Origin of the sequence: Vreelandella massiliensis, assembly GCF_900155385.1 — a bacterium.
Lineage (GTDB): Bacteria > Pseudomonadota > Gammaproteobacteria > Pseudomonadales > Halomonadaceae > Vreelandella > Vreelandella massiliensis.
The window spans coordinates 1,395,561-1,411,294 of the sequence record NZ_LT699745.1; the positions used below are offsets into that span (position 1 = coordinate 1,395,561).

General features: G+C 55.7%; 16 protein-coding genes and 1 rRNA gene. 7 read left to right on the forward strand and 10 right to left on the reverse strand.

All coding sequences use genetic code 11. The annotated features are described in order from the left end of the window. Positions 1 to 43 precede the first annotated feature (43 nt). Positions 44 to 159 (forward strand): 5S ribosomal RNA (rrf, locus tag BQ9846_RS11215). A 72-nt stretch (positions 160 to 231) separates the two neighbouring features. Here the strand turns inward: rrf and rnk are convergent. Both rnk and gdhA read right to left on the reverse strand, forming a co-directional pair. Continuing rightward, positions 232 to 645: a nucleoside diphosphate kinase regulator gene (gene rnk / locus BQ9846_RS11220; protein ID WP_075881044.1), complete on the reverse strand. Its 414-nt coding sequence runs from the start codon at positions 643 to 645 to the stop codon at positions 232 to 234. Positions 646 to 779: 134 nt separating this feature from the next. Beyond that, positions 780 to 2,132 (reverse strand): NADP-specific glutamate dehydrogenase, encoded by a 1,353-nt coding sequence (gdhA, locus tag BQ9846_RS11225; protein ID WP_075881045.1) that lies wholly within the window; start codon positions 2,130 to 2,132, stop codon positions 780 to 782. Positions 2,133 to 2,428: 296 nt separating this feature from the next. Between gdhA and rlmM the strand changes: the two genes are divergently transcribed. Next, a complete protein-coding gene (gene rlmM / locus BQ9846_RS11230) occupies positions 2,429 to 3,496 on the forward strand; it encodes a 23S rRNA (cytidine(2498)-2'-O)-methyltransferase RlmM (RefSeq protein ID WP_075881046.1) in 1,068 nt (355 codons plus the stop codon). A gap of 12 nt (positions 3,497 to 3,508) precedes the next feature. Here the strand turns inward: rlmM and BQ9846_RS11235 are convergent, their stop codons facing one another. Beyond that, a complete protein-coding gene (locus BQ9846_RS11235; protein WP_075881047.1) occupies positions 3,509 to 3,796 on the reverse strand; it encodes an antibiotic biosynthesis monooxygenase family protein in 288 nt (95 codons plus the stop codon). Between the two features lie 29 nt (positions 3,797 to 3,825). Between BQ9846_RS11235 and tusA the strand changes: the two genes are divergently transcribed. Then, positions 3,826 to 4,077: a sulfurtransferase TusA gene (gene tusA, locus BQ9846_RS11240; protein WP_075881048.1), complete on the forward strand. Its 252-nt coding sequence runs from the start codon at positions 3,826 to 3,828 to the stop codon at positions 4,075 to 4,077. Positions 4,078 to 4,146: 69 nt separating this feature from the next. Here tusA and BQ9846_RS11245 read toward each other — a convergent pair whose 3' ends face one another. The 3 genes from BQ9846_RS11245 to BQ9846_RS11255 form a co-directional block, all read right to left on the reverse strand. Continuing rightward, positions 4,147 to 4,845 carry a hypothetical protein gene (locus BQ9846_RS11245; RefSeq protein WP_075881049.1) on the reverse strand — a complete coding sequence of 233 codons (699 nt, stop codon included), beginning with the start codon at positions 4,843 to 4,845 and terminating at the stop codon, positions 4,147 to 4,149. A gap of 95 nt (positions 4,846 to 4,940) precedes the next feature. Beyond that, positions 4,941 to 5,996: a DUF3080 family protein gene (locus BQ9846_RS11250; protein WP_075881050.1), complete on the reverse strand. Its 1,056-nt coding sequence runs from the start codon at positions 5,994 to 5,996 to the stop codon at positions 4,941 to 4,943. Positions 5,997 to 6,000: 4 nt separating this feature from the next. Further along, positions 6,001 to 7,413, reverse strand: a complete 1,413-nt coding sequence (locus BQ9846_RS11255; RefSeq protein WP_075881051.1) for an MATE family efflux transporter — start codon at positions 7,411 to 7,413, stop codon at positions 6,001 to 6,003. Between the two features lie 193 nt (positions 7,414 to 7,606). On the opposite strand from BQ9846_RS11255, the gene BQ9846_RS11260 reads away from it, so the two are divergent. Beyond that, on the forward strand, positions 7,607 to 8,194 hold the full coding sequence (locus tag BQ9846_RS11260; RefSeq protein ID WP_075881052.1) for an elongation factor P hydroxylase: 588 nt from the start codon (positions 7,607 to 7,609) through the stop codon (positions 8,192 to 8,194). Here BQ9846_RS11260 and BQ9846_RS11265 read toward each other — a convergent pair. Next, on the reverse strand, positions 8,167 to 8,649 hold the full coding sequence (locus BQ9846_RS11265; protein WP_075881053.1) for a hypothetical protein: 483 nt from the start codon (positions 8,647 to 8,649) through the stop codon (positions 8,167 to 8,169). The two genes, BQ9846_RS11260 and BQ9846_RS11265, sit on opposite strands and share 28 nt — an antisense overlap. Next, on the reverse strand, positions 8,646 to 9,509 hold the full coding sequence (locus BQ9846_RS11270; RefSeq protein WP_075881054.1) for a TatD family hydrolase: 864 nt from the start codon (positions 9,507 to 9,509) through the stop codon (positions 8,646 to 8,648). Before BQ9846_RS11270 ends, BQ9846_RS11265 begins: the two co-directional genes overlap by 4 nt. A gap of 161 nt (positions 9,510 to 9,670) precedes the next feature. Between BQ9846_RS11270 and abc-f the strand changes: the two genes are divergently transcribed. Beyond that, entirely contained in the window at positions 9,671 to 11,599 is a 1,929-nt protein-coding gene (gene abc-f / locus BQ9846_RS11275) for a ribosomal protection-like ABC-F family protein (RefSeq protein ID WP_075881055.1), read from the forward strand. Between the two features lie 108 nt (positions 11,600 to 11,707). Here the strand turns inward: abc-f and BQ9846_RS11280 are convergent, their stop codons facing one another. After that, positions 11,708 to 12,160, reverse strand: a complete 453-nt coding sequence (locus BQ9846_RS11280) for a universal stress protein (protein ID WP_075881056.1) — start codon at positions 12,158 to 12,160, stop codon at positions 11,708 to 11,710. A 190-nt stretch (positions 12,161 to 12,350) separates the two neighbouring features. Between BQ9846_RS11280 and BQ9846_RS11285 the strand changes: the two genes are divergently transcribed. Then, entirely contained in the window at positions 12,351 to 12,902 is a 552-nt protein-coding gene (locus BQ9846_RS11285; RefSeq protein WP_075881057.1) for a preprotein translocase subunit YajC, read from the forward strand. Here the strand turns inward: BQ9846_RS11285 and slyA are convergent. Then, positions 12,894 to 13,349: a transcriptional regulator SlyA gene (slyA, locus tag BQ9846_RS11290; RefSeq protein WP_075881058.1), complete on the reverse strand. Its 456-nt coding sequence runs from the start codon at positions 13,347 to 13,349 to the stop codon at positions 12,894 to 12,896. The genes BQ9846_RS11285 and slyA overlap by 9 nt on opposite strands. Positions 13,350 to 13,566: 217 nt before the next feature. On the opposite strand from slyA, the gene fadB reads away from it, so the two are divergent. Then, the gene (gene fadB, locus BQ9846_RS11295; RefSeq protein ID WP_075881059.1) at positions 13,567 to 15,729 is read left to right on the forward strand and encodes a fatty acid oxidation complex subunit alpha FadB; all 2,163 of its coding nucleotides are present in this window, start codon (positions 13,567 to 13,569) and stop codon (positions 15,727 to 15,729) included. Positions 15,730 to 15,734 lie beyond the last annotated feature (5 nt).

The following is a 15,734-nucleotide window of genomic DNA, read 5'->3' on the forward strand; positions in this document are numbered from 1 at the left end:
CAAAGAGACGCACAAAACACAGCATGATATATCGCCAGTTACGCCTGACGACCATAGCGAGCGGGAACCACCTGATCCCTTGCCGAACTCAGCAGTGAAACCGCTCAGCGCCGATGGTAGTGTGGGGTCTCCCCATGCGAGAGTAGGTCATCGTCAGGCACTTATCCGAAAAATCCCCTGGGGCAGCCGCCTCGGGGGATTTTTTTATTGTATTTTAAGGCGCTTAGGGCCTTAACGATGAAATTGCTTTTCGCGCTCAGGCTGCCAAAAAATAGCATCAACACGCAAGCATACTTCGCCATGGTTAGGTACTGGCCAGTCGATTATGTCGCCTACTTTTAATCCAATAAGGCCTGCCCCAACGGGGGCCATCACGGAGATGGCATCCGCTATGCTGTCGAGTGCATGAGGGTACACCAGTGTTCTAATCATCTGGCGCTTGCGTGTCAAATCGGTAAATTGTATCTGGCTATTCATACTCACTACATTGCCAGGGATATCTTCAGGATCCACTACTTCGCCCCGAGCCAGCTCTATTTCAAGTAAATTGGCGACTGCACGCTCTTTTTCAGAGGCATCGTCGATCAAACGCTGCAACCGTTCAGCGTCAAGTCGATTGATGAGGATAGCTGGGCGATACCCCATGCTAATTCTCCTTAAATTCAATATCGTCTAAAACATCAATAAGCTCGGCAAGCCAATTTGAAGCACGCCAGCAAAAACAGCCCTGCTAAAAAACAGGACTGTATTAAAAGCAGTTAATCTTAGCAGCGAAAAAGCTATGTAACGCCCTGAGCAATCATGGCGTTAGCCACCTTCCGGAAGCCGGCAATGTTAGCGCCCAATACGAGGTTGTTGGGTTCACCAAACTCTTCTGCGGTATCGGCACACTGCTGATGGATATTGGCCATAATGTCCTTGAGCTTTGCATCGACTTTTACGAGTGGCCACTGCTCCATGCTGCTATTTTGCGCCATTTCAAGTTGGCTCGTGGCAACACCACCGGCATTTGCCGCTTTTCCAGGACCATAAGCAATATTAGCGTTGAGAAAGCGGTTAATAGCAGCGGCATTTGAGGGCATATTGGCGCCTTCGCTAATGCAAGTTACGCCATTTTGGAGTAGCGCTTTAGCATCCGTGTCTGTTAACTCGTTTTGTGTAGCACACGGAAAGGCGACATCAGCTTTAAGGCGCCATACGGCATGCCCGTCATCAGGATAATCTGTTGCGGGAATATAGCGTGCCTTCGGACGCTTGGTTAAGTACTGTTCCAGCGAGGTTCGTTTAACCTCTTTAAGCTCTTTTAGTAGTGCCAGGTCGATACCGTTATTATCCACGATAGTGCCACGTGAGTCGGAGCAGGTGATGGGGTTCGCGCCTAGCGCTAAGAGCTTCTCAATCGTATAAATAGCAACGTTACCAGCGCCAGACACAAGGCACGTTTTTCCTTCAATGTTCTCACCGCGTGCTTTTAGCATGTTTTGGGCAAAGTAAACTGCTCCATAGCCCGTGGCTTCTTTACGGCCAATAGAGCCGCCCCAATCTAAACCCTTTCCCGTGAGCACACCTTCATAGCGGCCAGTTAGTCGCTTATATTGGCCATATAAATACCCTATTTCTCGGGCGCCTACGCCGATATCTCCGGCGGGTACATCGCTTGTTGGGCCTATATGGCGATAGAGCTCTGACATGTATGCTTGGCAAAAGCGCATGATCTCGTTATCTGACTTGTCCTTGGGGTCAAAATCAGAGCCACCCTTTCCGCCCCCAATGGGAAGGCCGGTTAAAGCATTCTTAAATATTTGCTCAAAGCCGAGGAACTTAATCGTTCCAGAAGTCACACTTGGATGAAAACGTAGTCCGCCCTTATAAGGGCCGAGGGCAGAGTTAAACTGGACACGATAGCCTTTGTTGACATATACACGCCCATTGTCACCGGTCCAGCAGATGCGGAACATCATTTGGCGCTCAGGCTCTACAATGCGCTCAATAATGTTGTGGTCGTGATAGTAAGGATCACGGTCGAATAACGGGCGTAGGCATTCCAGCACCTCTTCGGCGGCTTGGTAAAACTCTGTTTGAGCGGGGCTGCTTTTGCGTAGGCGCTCCAGCGTATCGTGAACGTAAGGCATAGCTTTTCGTTTAATTACCATCAAATAAAAAAAGCAAGAATAGGGTGGAAGAGACGATTATTAAACGCGTGATATGCCCTTTGTGCATAGCTCATTCTTTAACTGGAAAGGTAAATTCCGAGCGCGCATGCGACTAAAGGCGAATATTTTTTGTGCAAGCATTATAAATTAGATAAGGTTAATAATCTTTTTTTTAACGGTATCCTTCTCAGGATCTTATCGAGGCTAATATGGTAGGATGCTGATAAACATGACGTTGTTATCATGTAGACGAGTTACTTATAGGGGGAAAGTCAGTGGCACACACGGTTCCGGCAACATGGCTGGTGTATTGTCGTCCTGGTTTTGAAAAAGATGCGCTAGCTGAGCTTGAGTACCATGCTGCTGAACATGGATTTCCGTGTGATCCAGAAAGGGGGGAGGGGTGGGCCAGCCTGACACGAAAAGAGGGTGAGCCGATCAATCCCTTGCACCGCTTGGCTGCGTTTGAACGACTCATCTTCGCCCGGCAGAGTTTAGTGGCGCTGCCAGAGCTCGGTTTGGATCGTGAGGACCGGTTAAGCCCTATCGTGGACCAGCTATTCGAGGCAGGCTGGAGCTTTGACGCTATTTGGCATGAAACGCCGGATACCAACGATGGGAAATCGCTCTCGCGCTTAATCAAGGCCCTATCACGTCCGCTTGAAAGCATGCTAAAAAAACGCGGGGCCTTGCGCCGTAATGCCGGTGGTCGGCGTCTGCATGTATTCTGGAAAAATGGCGCCTGTGTGCAGCTCGGTATGTCCTTTCCCGGAAACCGTAGCGAACTGCCTGGCGGTATACGCCGTTTGAGAGCGCCCAGCCGCGCACCTAGTCGCTCAACGCTCAAGTTGGAAGAAGCCTGGCATGAATTTATCCCCAAGCAAGAGTGGGAGACGCGATTGGCGGCGCATATGACGGCTGCTGATTTAGGTGCAGCACCCGGTGGCTGGACCTGGCAATTGGTACAAAAAGGCATATACGTGTATGCCATCGATAATGGCCCCATGAATGCTGAGCTTATGGCGACCGGTCAAGTCGAGCACTTGAAAGAGGATGGTTTTACCTGGGAGCCGCCGCAGCGTTTGGATTGGTTAGTATGCGACATTGTCGATAAGCCTATGCGCGTATTGGCGATGGTGGAGCGTTGGCTAGTTCGACGGTGGTGCCGGGAGGCGGTGTTTAACTTGAAACTGCCTATGAAAAAGCGCTGGGAAGAGGTAGTGAAGTGCCTTTCGCATCTTGAATCCTCATTGGCCCAGGCGGGAGTCAAAAGCCGTATCCGTTGCCGCCACCTCTATCATGATCGTGAAGAGGTGACGGTCCATGTCCGCTTGGAAAGCTGAGGGCAGGCTACATCAATAGCTGGCCTCATAGATGCGTATGGTTTCTTCTTCGGTAAGCAGCGGCAAAATACGCTGCATCGCCGCTGCGCGGGCTTCGCTCGTGTGCCACTCTTTCCATGCGCGCAGGTCGCGCCATTTGGTTATCATAAGGCGCCGGTCGGTATGCCCCATCTCGACTAAGGTTTCACCCCCGACGAAACCGCGAGCACCAAGCGAAACGCGCATTGCTTCCCGTGCGGCTTGCTCATAATCTTCTTCCAGGCCAGGCATAATTCGCCGTTCAATGATAATTTTGATCATACCTTCTGCTTCCTAAACCGAGGATATAAATGGCTGATAACGTGGAAACTTTACCTGATTACGACGCATTGTTGGATACCAGCGGACTCTATTGCCCAGAGCCTATTATGATGATGCACAACAAGGTGCGTGACATGACTCCAGGTCAAGTATTGCAGGTAGTCGCGACGGATCCAGCCACAACGCGCGATGTGCCAAAATTTTGCCAATTTTTGCAGCATGAACTCATCGCACAAGAAACATCGGGTGACACCTACCGTTATTTTATCCGTCTCTCTTAACTATCCGCTTTACGTCACTATCTCCCTATTAGCCCCCGGCAGCCGGCGAGGAGGCAGGCTGCCGGAACATTACGGCGCTGATGGAACGGCGATGAGCGCTAAGGCCTCAAGGGTTGCGGGATCCTCTTGCAAAATTTGATTGGCGATATGGCGTTGAAAGAAATACAGCTTGGGGTGTCGCGAGTGTGCGCTGTAAAGGCAGTTATCGCCCAGTAGGATCGGTGTCATCGCCGCTTTTTCTTCATCGGCGAGTAGTGCGTCAACGCTGCCGTCGCTGTAGAGGTTCCAGCCGTATACGGGTTTCATTTGACAGGGAGCGCTAACACTGTCTATGCAGAGCGCATGCGTGCCGAGCGTATCGGGAATCTGCTGAATGAGCGTGATATCAGCCGACGCTTCATAGTCGAAGTAGTCCGCAGCACTCGTCAGCTCATGCCATTTATGCTCTGGAGGATCGGAGAAAATTTCTTCGGTTTCAGGATCGCGAAACCCAATAAAGCAGCCATTCTCATGGCTATCGAGATGGTGGCACGGCGTGAGTGTCTCCATCCAGGGAATGAGCCCCACCACTTGACCATCTTCGCGGAGACCCCAAGCCAATATCGGCATGCCGTAATACGTCTCGGGATCGGCGTCGAGCTGATACACCATTTCCAGCCCATCTAACTCAGGGGCTAGGCGAGTTAAACACTTTTGCGCCTGTTGGCGCTGACGTACCGTTTCCAGGTCGATGACCTGGGCAGAACGGGGTGACAAGGATGCGGCCATGGTGTCCCTCCTGGTGCTGCGTGGTCTCGACATTGGCGAAGCAGGTCTCGCTTGCTTGCCGCATGACTCACCAATAGCACAGCTTGAGGCGAAGGTTAAGAGTGCGAGGTCATTTTCGTTTTAACCGATGCTATTGGGCGGCAAGAGGAAAAACCTTTTCGCGCTGCTTGGTGCGTTTTAAGCGCGCGTTGGAAAGACTGCCAAGGGGCGTCTGGAGCGTCTAAGGATAGCCAAGCATGAGCATAGCGCTGCCACTGCGCAGGGGGCGTCACCGGGTGGCTGTCGACGAGTCTATTGATCTCCTTAAGCCAGGCAAACGCACTCTGTTCAAGTTGCGCGACATAGCTTCGATCCCACTCGGGTAAGCAGTGTGGCGGTTGCACGGTCTTTAGACGTTCGGTGGCTTCATCTAGTCGCTGTGTCGCCAGCATAAGAGAGCGAAGCACCTCTGCGGTTATTGGGCGCTCCTGTAGGGTTTTGAGGTGGTTTTCCAGTCGGCTTGAGTCTTGCTGCCACTGGCGATCAAACTGGTGAAGAACCATTTGGCGTAGGTAGCGAAGAGCATCAAGGGCATTGTCGAGGCCGCCTGGCGGCGTTAATTGGTTTAACTCGCTGGCCGAAAGCGGTTGGCTTGCACGGGAGAAATTCTTTTCCCATTCACGGGAGTCAAAAATCGCATTCCAGCTGACGAAGGGAAGCTGAGCCGTTTTAGTGAGGGTGATATCGCGCAAGCGGTCACGGTTCTCCTCGCTCAGTTCGCGAGGTACGTCAGTGTTCCAGCACAGGCTGAGGCGTTGCCACAGTTCACGCTCGTAAAGCCACTGTTGACTGGGAGGGGCAACGCGGCCTAGCTGGTTATTGCGGGCGGCAATTAGCGAGGTAATCTCGCACTCGCGCAGCGCATACACATTGAGCAGACTTTCGCGGGTTTCGTTGATATCAAAAAGTAGCGCCTGCCGTTCGGGAAAGGCGCCGATATTAGGCGGAGCCGACCGTTCGATCTCGGCGGTATCGAGCGCTTGGCTTAACGCCTGATGGTACGCCTGCCAGACGCTCTCCGCCTCACTGCCTTGACCGCAGCCCGTCAAGCCCAAGAGCCAAAAGCCGGCTAGCGTGAATAGGAGGCCTCGGCGTAACGTGTCGTGAATCATCAAGCTACCTCGGGCGGCTGATATGGTGTAATCGCCAGCCCAATAGTAGGGCAGCAGTGCTTAGCCCGGCAATAAGCCCGAGCCAGTAGCCATGCACGCCCATGGGAGCAGAAAAGGCACCCCGACTACCCAACCAGTGCCCGCCGCCGAGCCCCACTAGCCAGTACGACAGCACGGTGATCACCATGACGATGCGCGTATCCTTGTAGCCGCGTAGCGCGCCGGCGAGGTTGGCCTGCAGCGAATCCGACACCTGATAGAAAACCGCCAACGCCACCAGCGAAGCGGCGAGGGCTTGTACGTTAGGGTCGGTGGTGTAGAGCGAAATGACCCACTCCCCGGTCAGCCATAGCAGGGTGCTATTAATCAAGGCGGTGAAAAGGCTGACCGCGATGCCGTTCCAGGCCACCAAGCGCGCGTGCGTTAGGCGGCTCTGGCCGAGCGTGTTGCCGACGCGCACGGTGAGTGCCATGCTCAGCGACATCGGCAGCATAAACAGAATCGTGGTGTAGCTCAGTGCAACTTGGTGCGCGGCAACGGTGATCTCACCGAAGCTCGCGATAAACAGCGCAATCAGCGTAAACAGGGTGACTTCGACAAAGATCGCCACCCCGATTGGCACGCCGACCACGATAAGTTCGCGAATGCCTTGCCACCGCGGCGTTGAGGGATGTTTCCAAAGTTGTACCGCGCCGTAAACATGGCTTCTGCGCGTGTAAAGCAGCATGGCGAGCGCCATCGTCCACATCGAAAGCGCGGTGGCAATGCCGCAGCCCAACGCGCCGAATGCCGGCAGTTGTTGCAGGTGTTGCGGTAGCCAGATACCAAAAAGATCGACCAAGCCATCGCCGCCATAAATGAGAACATAATTAGCGGGGATGTTTACGCTTAGGCCCACGAGGCTAATCCACAGCGCGGGGCGGGTGTGGTTCATGCCATCCGAAAAAGCACGCAGGGCCTGAAAAAGGGCAATGCCCGGCATGCCAAATGCCACTGCCGCGAGATAGGCGGCCGACGTTTGGGCGACATCCGCCGGTACCTCCATCGCATCAAAGATCGGCATCACGATCAGCCATAGCAAGGTGGCAGACATGAAGCCGAGAGCTAGCGCCACCCAAAGGGCTTGGTGTACGGCCGGTCGAATCTCTGTGTGGCGCTGTCCGCCCAGCAGTTGCGCCACAATCGGGGTAAGCCCCATGAGCGTACCGGTCATAAACAGCATCAGCGGCATCCACAGGCTTGAACCCACCGAGACGGCGGCGAGTGCGGTTGGGCTTTGGCGCCCGGTCATCATGACATCGACGACGCTCATGCCCGCTTGAGCCAGCTGCGCGCCGCAAATAGGCAGTGCCAAACGCACCAGTGAGCGCGTTTCAGGCCAATAAACCGAAGTGAATGACTTGGTGGCACTACCCAATGCGATACTCCTGAAGAGTGAATTTTGCTGACTAGTATGGCTATGGTAGCAGGTGTCGCTACCCTATGGGCTTTGCACCACCATCACACCATCGCCACCATGAGCCACGATTTTTCCGCGCCTGGATTGCGCTTATACTACGGGGCTTTTTCACGCGCATTCGCTAACGTTTATGATCCAAGAGGGAGGATGCATGGAAGATGAGTCGCGCTGGACGCTTGCCGACATCACCGCGCTTTTTGATGGGCTTTTTGCCGCGCGTTATCAAACGCGGCTGATTCGCGGCGGGGATGAGCCGCTCTACACCCCCGCCGATGCGCATACGCCGTACCACCAAGTGATTTTTGCGCGGGGGTTTTACGCCAGCGCACTGCATGAAATCAGCCACTGGTGTATCGCCGGGGCTAAAAGGCGACAGTGGGAGGATTACGGGTACTGGTATTTGCCCGATGGTCGCAATCCTGAGCAGCAGCGAGCGTTTGAAAATGCCGAAGTGGCGCCACAGGCCCTCGAATCGCTTTTTGCTAGGGCGAGCGGACGCACATTCCACGTTAGCGTCGATAACCTTAGCGCAGATGGCGCCGCGGAAGTCGACCGAGACGCCTTTGCCCAGCGCGTCGCCGAGCGAGCGCTACGTTACCAAGAAGAGGGCTTGCCGCGCCGTGCCAGCGCGTTTTATACCGCCCTAAAGCGTTACTACCAAGAGGGTGCCACCTTGGCACACGCCTGTGAGGCCGGCCGTTATGAACTCGATCAAGCGTCGTCGCTGGAGAGCCGCTGATGCAGGCTCAACATCGCCGCCACTTCGTGCTCGGGGCGCATCGGCTCCAGCCCGAGTTCACTGAAGGTGTCGCTGCGCAGGCGCTGCCACTGGCTTGATGTCACGTTATCGTAGAGCACCTCAGCGGGGGCTAGTTCGACAAAAGGATCAAGGCCGTAAGTATCAAACAAACGGGTGAGAGCGAGCTCGTCTTCGCCGCTATCGTTGGTGTAGAGGGTCGCGCTGAAGTGGTCGTTCTCTAGCTCGCGAATCACATCCAAGGGGCTGACGGCAAGGCTCTCAAGCTCCTCGCTGCTGTACTCCCGGGTAGCGCTTGAGGCATCGTCGAACCAGCTATCGTCGGGATGAATCAGGGTATGTTTAATGCGGCCATCGGGCAGCGACCATGCGATCGCCACCGGTAAACCCTCCTCGTCACCTGTTTCAATGGCAATAAAACCCGGTATGTCGCTCATGCTGACTCCTGTGTGTTATCTGGCAGACGGAAAAACGCTTGCGCCGTTTGACTCGTGGCACGCCCAAGCGCCGCTTCGCTGACGCCGTACCAATGCGCGATCTCGCGTGCAATCCAGGGCAAAAGCGCCGGTTCATGGCGACGGCCTTTCATCTTCGCGGGGAGATTGCGCGGCAGCAAATAGGGGCAATCGGTTTCGATCATCAAACGCTCTAGCGGGATATCGCCCACCAGTGGGCGCAAGTGATGTCCGCGGCGTTCGTCGCAAATCCAGCCGGTTAAACCAATATGTAAGTCTAGGTCGAGATAGCCGTAAAGCGTCTCTTTGTCGGCGGTGAAACAGTGAACCACGGCGTCCGTTAGGTCATCACGCCAGTGGTTGAGCATGTCGCGCATGCGGGCCCCCGCGTCACGCTCGTGAAGAAAGAGCGGTAGACCGCTTTCGGCGGCGAGCGCAAGCTGCGCTTCAAAGGCGCGCTCTTGCTCGGCAGGGGTAGAGAAGTTGCGATTGAAATCGAGCCCGCACTCACCCACCGCGACGACCTTGGGGTGAGCGTAAAGCGCGGCCATCTCGCGACCCAACGCTAGCGTCCAATGGCTTGCGTCGTGCGGATGAACGCCCGCTGTGGCATAGAAGCCCGCGTGCTGCTCAGCGAGTGTAGCGGCCTGCTTAGCGTGCTCCAGATCCGTGCCGGTCAAAATCAGCGTGGTGACGTTTGCCGCGTGCGCGCGCTCGACCACGGCGGGTAAATCGTGCTGAAAGCTTTCGTGCGTCAGGTTGGCGCCGATATCCACCAAGGGCTCGTGCGCGCGCAACTGAAGGGCGTCGGGTAAAAAGTCATCAAAGGCCGGTTTTGCCACACCAAGCTCCTCACGTTGAACGGTAGCGAAATAGGCGGCTAGTCTAACGCGCTAAACGCCGGGCGACGACAGCCGTGACAGCGAGAGCAAACACCTACGCACTCGCATGCGTTACACTGTGCGCCTAAAATTGAGGCGCCTTAACACTGAGGAGACGCTGCGTGACCCTGCTACGACTAGAACAGCTGCAACTGGCCTATGGCACCCATGTACTGCTCGACCACGCTGATTTAACGGTGGAAAAGGGCGAGCGGCTGGCGCTGGTCGGGCGTAATGGCACGGGCAAGTCGACGCTTCTCAAGCTGGTTGCCGGGGAAATTCTGCCCGACGATGGCATGATTTGGCGCGCGCCTGGTTTGAAGATTGGCGTGCTGGCACAGGAGCTTCCCGCCTCGACCGGGCTGACAATATTCGATGTCGTGGCCCAAGGCTTGCCCGAAGCGGGCGAGCTGCTCTCGGAATACCATCATCTGATTAACGTTGAGGCGCCGGATATGCAGCGCATGGCGACCTTGCAAACCCGCTTGGAAGCCATCGATGGCTGGTCGTTCCACCAGCGTATCGATATGGTGCTCACGCGCTTGGGGCTGCCTCCAGAGGCGGAGATGAGTGCGCTTTCGGGCGGCTGGAGACGTCGAGTGGCACTGGCGCGCGCCTTGGTGGCAGAGCCCGATCTGCTGCTGCTCGATGAGCCGACCAACCACCTGGATCTGGATACCATTGCGTGGCTGGAAGAGCAGCTCTTAGCGTTTAACGGCGCGGTACTCTTCATCACTCACGACCGTGCGTTTCTGTCCAAGCTGGCCACCCATATCCTGGAGTTGGATCGTGGCAAACTGGGCCGTTATCCGGGTAATTACCCGGAGTATCAGGCACGCAAACAGCACGAGCTGGAAGTGGAAGCGCGCGAGCACGCCGAATTTGATAAGAAGCTGGCGCAGGAAGAGACGTGGATTCGCCAAGGCATTAAAGCGCGCCGAACCCGCAACGAAGGGCGGGTGAGAGCGCTTGAAAAGATGCGCGCCGAACGTAGCCAGCGCCGTGAGCGCCAGGGAACAGCCAATCTTAGCGTGGATAGCGGTGAGCGTTCCGGCAAGCGGGTTGTAGAGCTGAAAAATGTCACCCAACGCTATGGCGACGAGGTCATACTCGAAAACGTTAATCTTGAGGTGCAGCGCGGTGATCGCATTGGTTTTCTGGGCCGCAACGGCGCGGGTAAGACGACGCTGCTGAAAATCATGCTGGGTGAAATTACGCCCACCGAGGGCAGCGTGCGCCTTGGCACCAACCTCAAGGTGGCCTACTTTGATCAGCTTCGCGCTGGCTTAGAGTTGGAAAAAACCGTGTATGACAACGTGGCGCAGGGCAGCGACCGCGTGACGGTAGGCGGGCGGGATCGCCACGTCATGAGCTACCTGCAAGACTTCCTATTTACCCCCGACCGAGTGCGTCAGCCGGTGAAGGCGCTATCAGGCGGCGAGTCCAACCGTTTACTGTTGGCGAAGCTCTTTACCCAGCCGGCCAATGTGCTGGTCCTGGATGAGCCGACCAACGATCTCGACATGGAGACGCTGGAGCTTCTGGAAGAGCTGCTGCTCGATTTTGATGGCACGCTGCTATTGGTCTCTCACGACCGAACCTTTATGGATAACGTAGTGACCAGTGTGTTGGCGTTTGAGGGTGAAGGGCGCGTTCAGGAGTATGTCGGCGGCTACACGGACTGGCTGCGTCAAGGCGGTAAGTTGCCACCTGCCCCTTGGGACGCTGACGCGCAAAAGTCGGCAAGCAAAGCCGCAGAGCCCGCGCTCGAAACACCCGCGCCGGCAGCCGCAGCCAAAGCCCCGCCCAAAAAAGCCGTTAAGCTCTCTTATAAGCTACAGCGCGAACTTGACGCACTGCCGGCTGAGATTGAGCGATTGGAAACGCAGATTGAAGCACACGAGGCCAAAATCGGTGATCCCGGCTTTTACCAGCAAGAGGCCAGTGTCGTGACCGCCGAGCTTGAAGCGTTAGGTGAGTGGCAAAAAGCGTTGGACGCGGCCATGGAGCGCTGGATGGAGCTGGAGGCCATGGCGGAAGGCCAAGAATAAGGCGCGATATAAACGTAAGAAGAAAGACAAGTGAAGGCGCCCGCGAGTTTTTAAGCGAAGAGGCTATAAACCACGACGGGCGCCCTGATGACTCAGGTTCAATACCGTTTATTCGTCGGTCTTTTCCCCCTTTTTGCCCACCCGCACGGCGAGCACATCGCACTCTGCGCCGTGCAACACACCGGTTGAGGTGGAACCGAGCAGTAAGGCGAAGCCATGGCGGCCGTGGGAGCCGACCACGATAAGATCGACGTCATTCTCTTCGGCAAAACGGTGAATTTCCGTGTCGGGCATGCCTACGACAACGTGTTGATTCTCTGAGGAGACGTGTGAGCTTGCGATCTCGGCTAAGCGCTTTTTGGCATGCTCGTCGAGTTGATCCTGGATGCTGGTGAGATCCATCGGGATATCGCCGCCATAAGCGAAACCGAGCGGTTCCAGCGTGTGCATGATCGAGATTTTGGCGTTTTCGTTACGTGAGGAGATGCCAACGGCGCGTTCCAGCACTTTGTGAGAATCTTTGGTCAAGTCGACGGCGACAAGAATATGGTGGTAGCTCATAAGTCACTCCCTAGGCGTGAGGTCGCTCTACTGCGGATATTCAACTTCCTCCTACTGTAGGAGGAGTCCCGTTGTTTAACAACGATCTATATCATAGTTTCGCGCCGTGATTAATCGTCTTCCTGCCGATAGCGGCATGGAACTTAGAAACGCTTCTTGGGTACAGTTCTCAGCGAAAGGAAACAATAAAATGGAATGGCTACTGATCGTGTTTGTCGTGATGTTGGTGGCAGCGCCTGTCATGTGGCTTCAGCCCAGCCCCCGGCAGAAACGCCAGATGCAACTGCGAAACCGTGCCCGCGAGCACGGCGTTGAGGTCAAAATCGAACCACCGCCGCTGCACCACTTTAAAGGGGCAATGCCGGCATATCGTTGGCGCTACCCGGTGGATGAGCCGGGGCCGGATTTTTTGTTGGTCCGTGAAGGCGAAGCGAGCGAGGCATTAGAGCCTTATCACTCAGGATGGCGCTGGCGCATTGCGCCGCTTAGGCCGCTGCCCGACGAGGTGAATCAACGGCTAAAAGCCCTATTGGAGCGCTTACCTCAAGACGCACTGGTGCTGCAATCCAATGAGGCCGCGCTGATTTTGTGGTGGTGGGAATCACAAACCGGCGAGCGCTTTGTGACCTATGTCGACGAGTTCCAGCGGTTACGCGATGAACTTAGAGGCCGTGCCGACCGAACGCGTACGCAACCGCTGTCGACACCGCACTCGACGGCGGAGGACGATACTTCAGGGTGACGGCGGTGTGTCTTGCTCCTTCGCCTGGATCGCGAGCCCATTCTCCTCGATACGCGCAAGCCAGCGATTAAGCTGGTCGATCTCGTCTTCGCTTAAGCCCGCGAGCATCTCTTGGCGGGCGTCAGTCGCCACATCGTCGATTTTTTCCAGTAGCGGCATGGCCGCATCGGTCAGGTAGATACGCTTGGTACGACGATCGTTTTCACAAGCGTGGCGTTCAATTAACCCTTGAGACTCTAATTGACTCAAGGTACGCACCAGCGAAGGCGCTTCAACGCCTATGGCGCGGGCCAGCTCGCACTGGGGTTGGCCATCGCCCATGCGCCAGAGGTGGTAAAGGGTTACCCAACGTGTTTGCGTAAGGCCAAGAGGCGCTAAACGGCGATCCAAGATGGAGCGCCAGAGATGGGGAAGCCGCGCGATGCGAAAACCAAGAGTGGTAGCCATAAGGGAAAACGACCCGAATAAGTGAGTGAGAGAATTGTCAGGAGAGAAAAAGTTGAATGCAAGTCGCATGTGCATGCTCAGGGCTTGACGCCGCCTAAGATCTCAACCAAGCTAATACAATCAAACGGCCGTATGAATATGCGGTGTCAGCGAAAACGTGCTGTTTCGGGCGCCAAACGAGCGATTCCGGAAAGAGCCCTTCTGTGGAGAGAGGCGGATGATTTATCAAGGCAATGCCATCACGGTGGCGCGTAGCGATGACGACATCGCGACCCTCACTTTCGACCTGAAAGAGGAGTCGGTCAATAAACTGTCAAGCGCTGTTGTGTCCGAGTTAGGCGAAGCGGTCAATGCCTTGCAAGCCGAGAGCGGTTTAAAGGGGCTCATACTCACAAGCGCTAAAGATGCGTTTATCGTTGGCGCTGATATTACCGAATTTCAGGGCATGTTCGACAAAGGCGACGACTTTTTGTCCAAGATGCTCGAACGCGTTCACGCGACCTTCAATGCCATTGAAGATTTGCCGTTTCCCACGGTGACGGCGATTAACGGCTTAGCGCTGGGTGGCGGCTGTGAGGTGCTGTTAACCACCGATTTTCGCGTGATGGGTGAAAAAGCCAAGATTGGCCTGCCGGAAACCAAGCTGGGCATTATCCCCGGTTGGGGAGGCTGCGTGCGCCTGCCACGCCTTATCGGCGCGGATAACGCCATCGAGTGGATCTCGGGGGGCAGCGAAAACAGCGCTGAGGCGGCGCTAAAAGTGGGCGCGGTGGATGCGGTGGTACCCAATAGCGAACTTGAGGCCGCTGCGCGCGATATGCTTGAGCGCGCCCATACCGGCGAATTGGACTACAAGGCGCGCCGCGATGAAAAGAAAGCGCCGCTGAAGCTTAATGCCATCGAGCAGATGATGGCGTTTGAGACCGCCAAAGGGTACGTGAAAGGCAAAGCCGGGCCGCATTATCCTGCGCCGGTGGAAGCCATTAAGGTGATTCAAAAGGGCGCCGGCGAATCGCGCGAACGCGCTCAGAAGATCGAAGCGGCGGCGTTTGCCAAAATGGCGATGACGGACGTCGCCTACAACCTGGTGGGTCTGTTCATGAACGACCAGGTCGTGAAGAAAAAAGCCAGCAAATATGAAAAACAGTCGCAGCCGGTTAAACAGGCGGCGGTACTCGGTGCCGGCATTATGGGTGGCGGTATCGCCTACCAGAGTGCCTCCAAGGGCACGCCGATCCTGATGAAAGATATTAAGAACGAGGCGATCGAGCTGGGTCTGAAAGAAGCCCGCAAGCTTTTTGCCAAGCAGGTTGAGCGCAAGAAGTTAACCACCGAGCAGATGGCGGAGAAACTCACCAACATTCGCCCAACGCTCTCCTACGGTGATTTCGGCAACGTTGACTTGGTGGTCGAAGCGGTGGTCGAAAACCCGAAAGTCAAAGACACCGTGTTGACCGAAGTGGAGGGCTCGGTCAGCGACGACACTATCCTGACCTCCAATACGTCCACGATTTCGATTACCCGGTTGGCGCAAAACTTAAAGCGCCCAGAAAATTTCTGCGGCATGCACTTCTTTAATCCGGTGCATCGCATGCCGCTGGTGGAGGTCATTCGCGGCGAAAAAACCGGCGATGCCGCAGTGGCGGCGACCGTGGCCTATGCCCGCGCCATGGGCAAAACGCCGATCGTGGTCAACGACTGCCCCGGCTTTCTGGTGAATCGCGTGCTCTTTCCCTATTTTGGCGGCTTTAGTGCCTTGATGGAGCACGGGGCGGATTTTCAGCGCGTGGATAAAGTCATGGAAAAATTCGGCTGGCCGATGGGCCCGGCGTATCTGCTGGATGTGGTAGGAATCGATATCGCCGTCCACGCAGGCGAGGTGATGGCGGAGGGCTTCCCCGAGCGCATGGCTCAAGAGGACAAAACCGCGATTAACGTCATGTTCGACAATGACCGGTTAGGGCAGAAAAACGACAAAGGCTTTTACGCCTACGAAGAGGATAAAAAGGGTAAACCCAAAAAGGTCAGCGACGATGCCGCCTACGCGCTGGTGAAAGACGTGGTGAAAGAGGAAAAGGAGATTTCCGACGACGACATTATCGCCCGCATGATGGTGCCGCTGTGCCTGGAAACCGTGCGCTGCTTAGAAGACGGCATTGTCGACTCCGCCGCTGAGGCGGATATGGCGCTGATTTACGGTATTGGGTTTCCCCCGTTCCGCGGTGGCGCGCTGCGCTACATCGACGCGATGGGCGTGGCCGAGTTCGTTGAGTTGGCACAAGGCCTCGCCAAAGAGCTGGGGCCGCTCTACGCGCCGACCGATAAGCTGCGTCAAATGGCGAAAAGTAACGAACGTTTTTACCCGGCCAACGCCCAGTAAGCCAC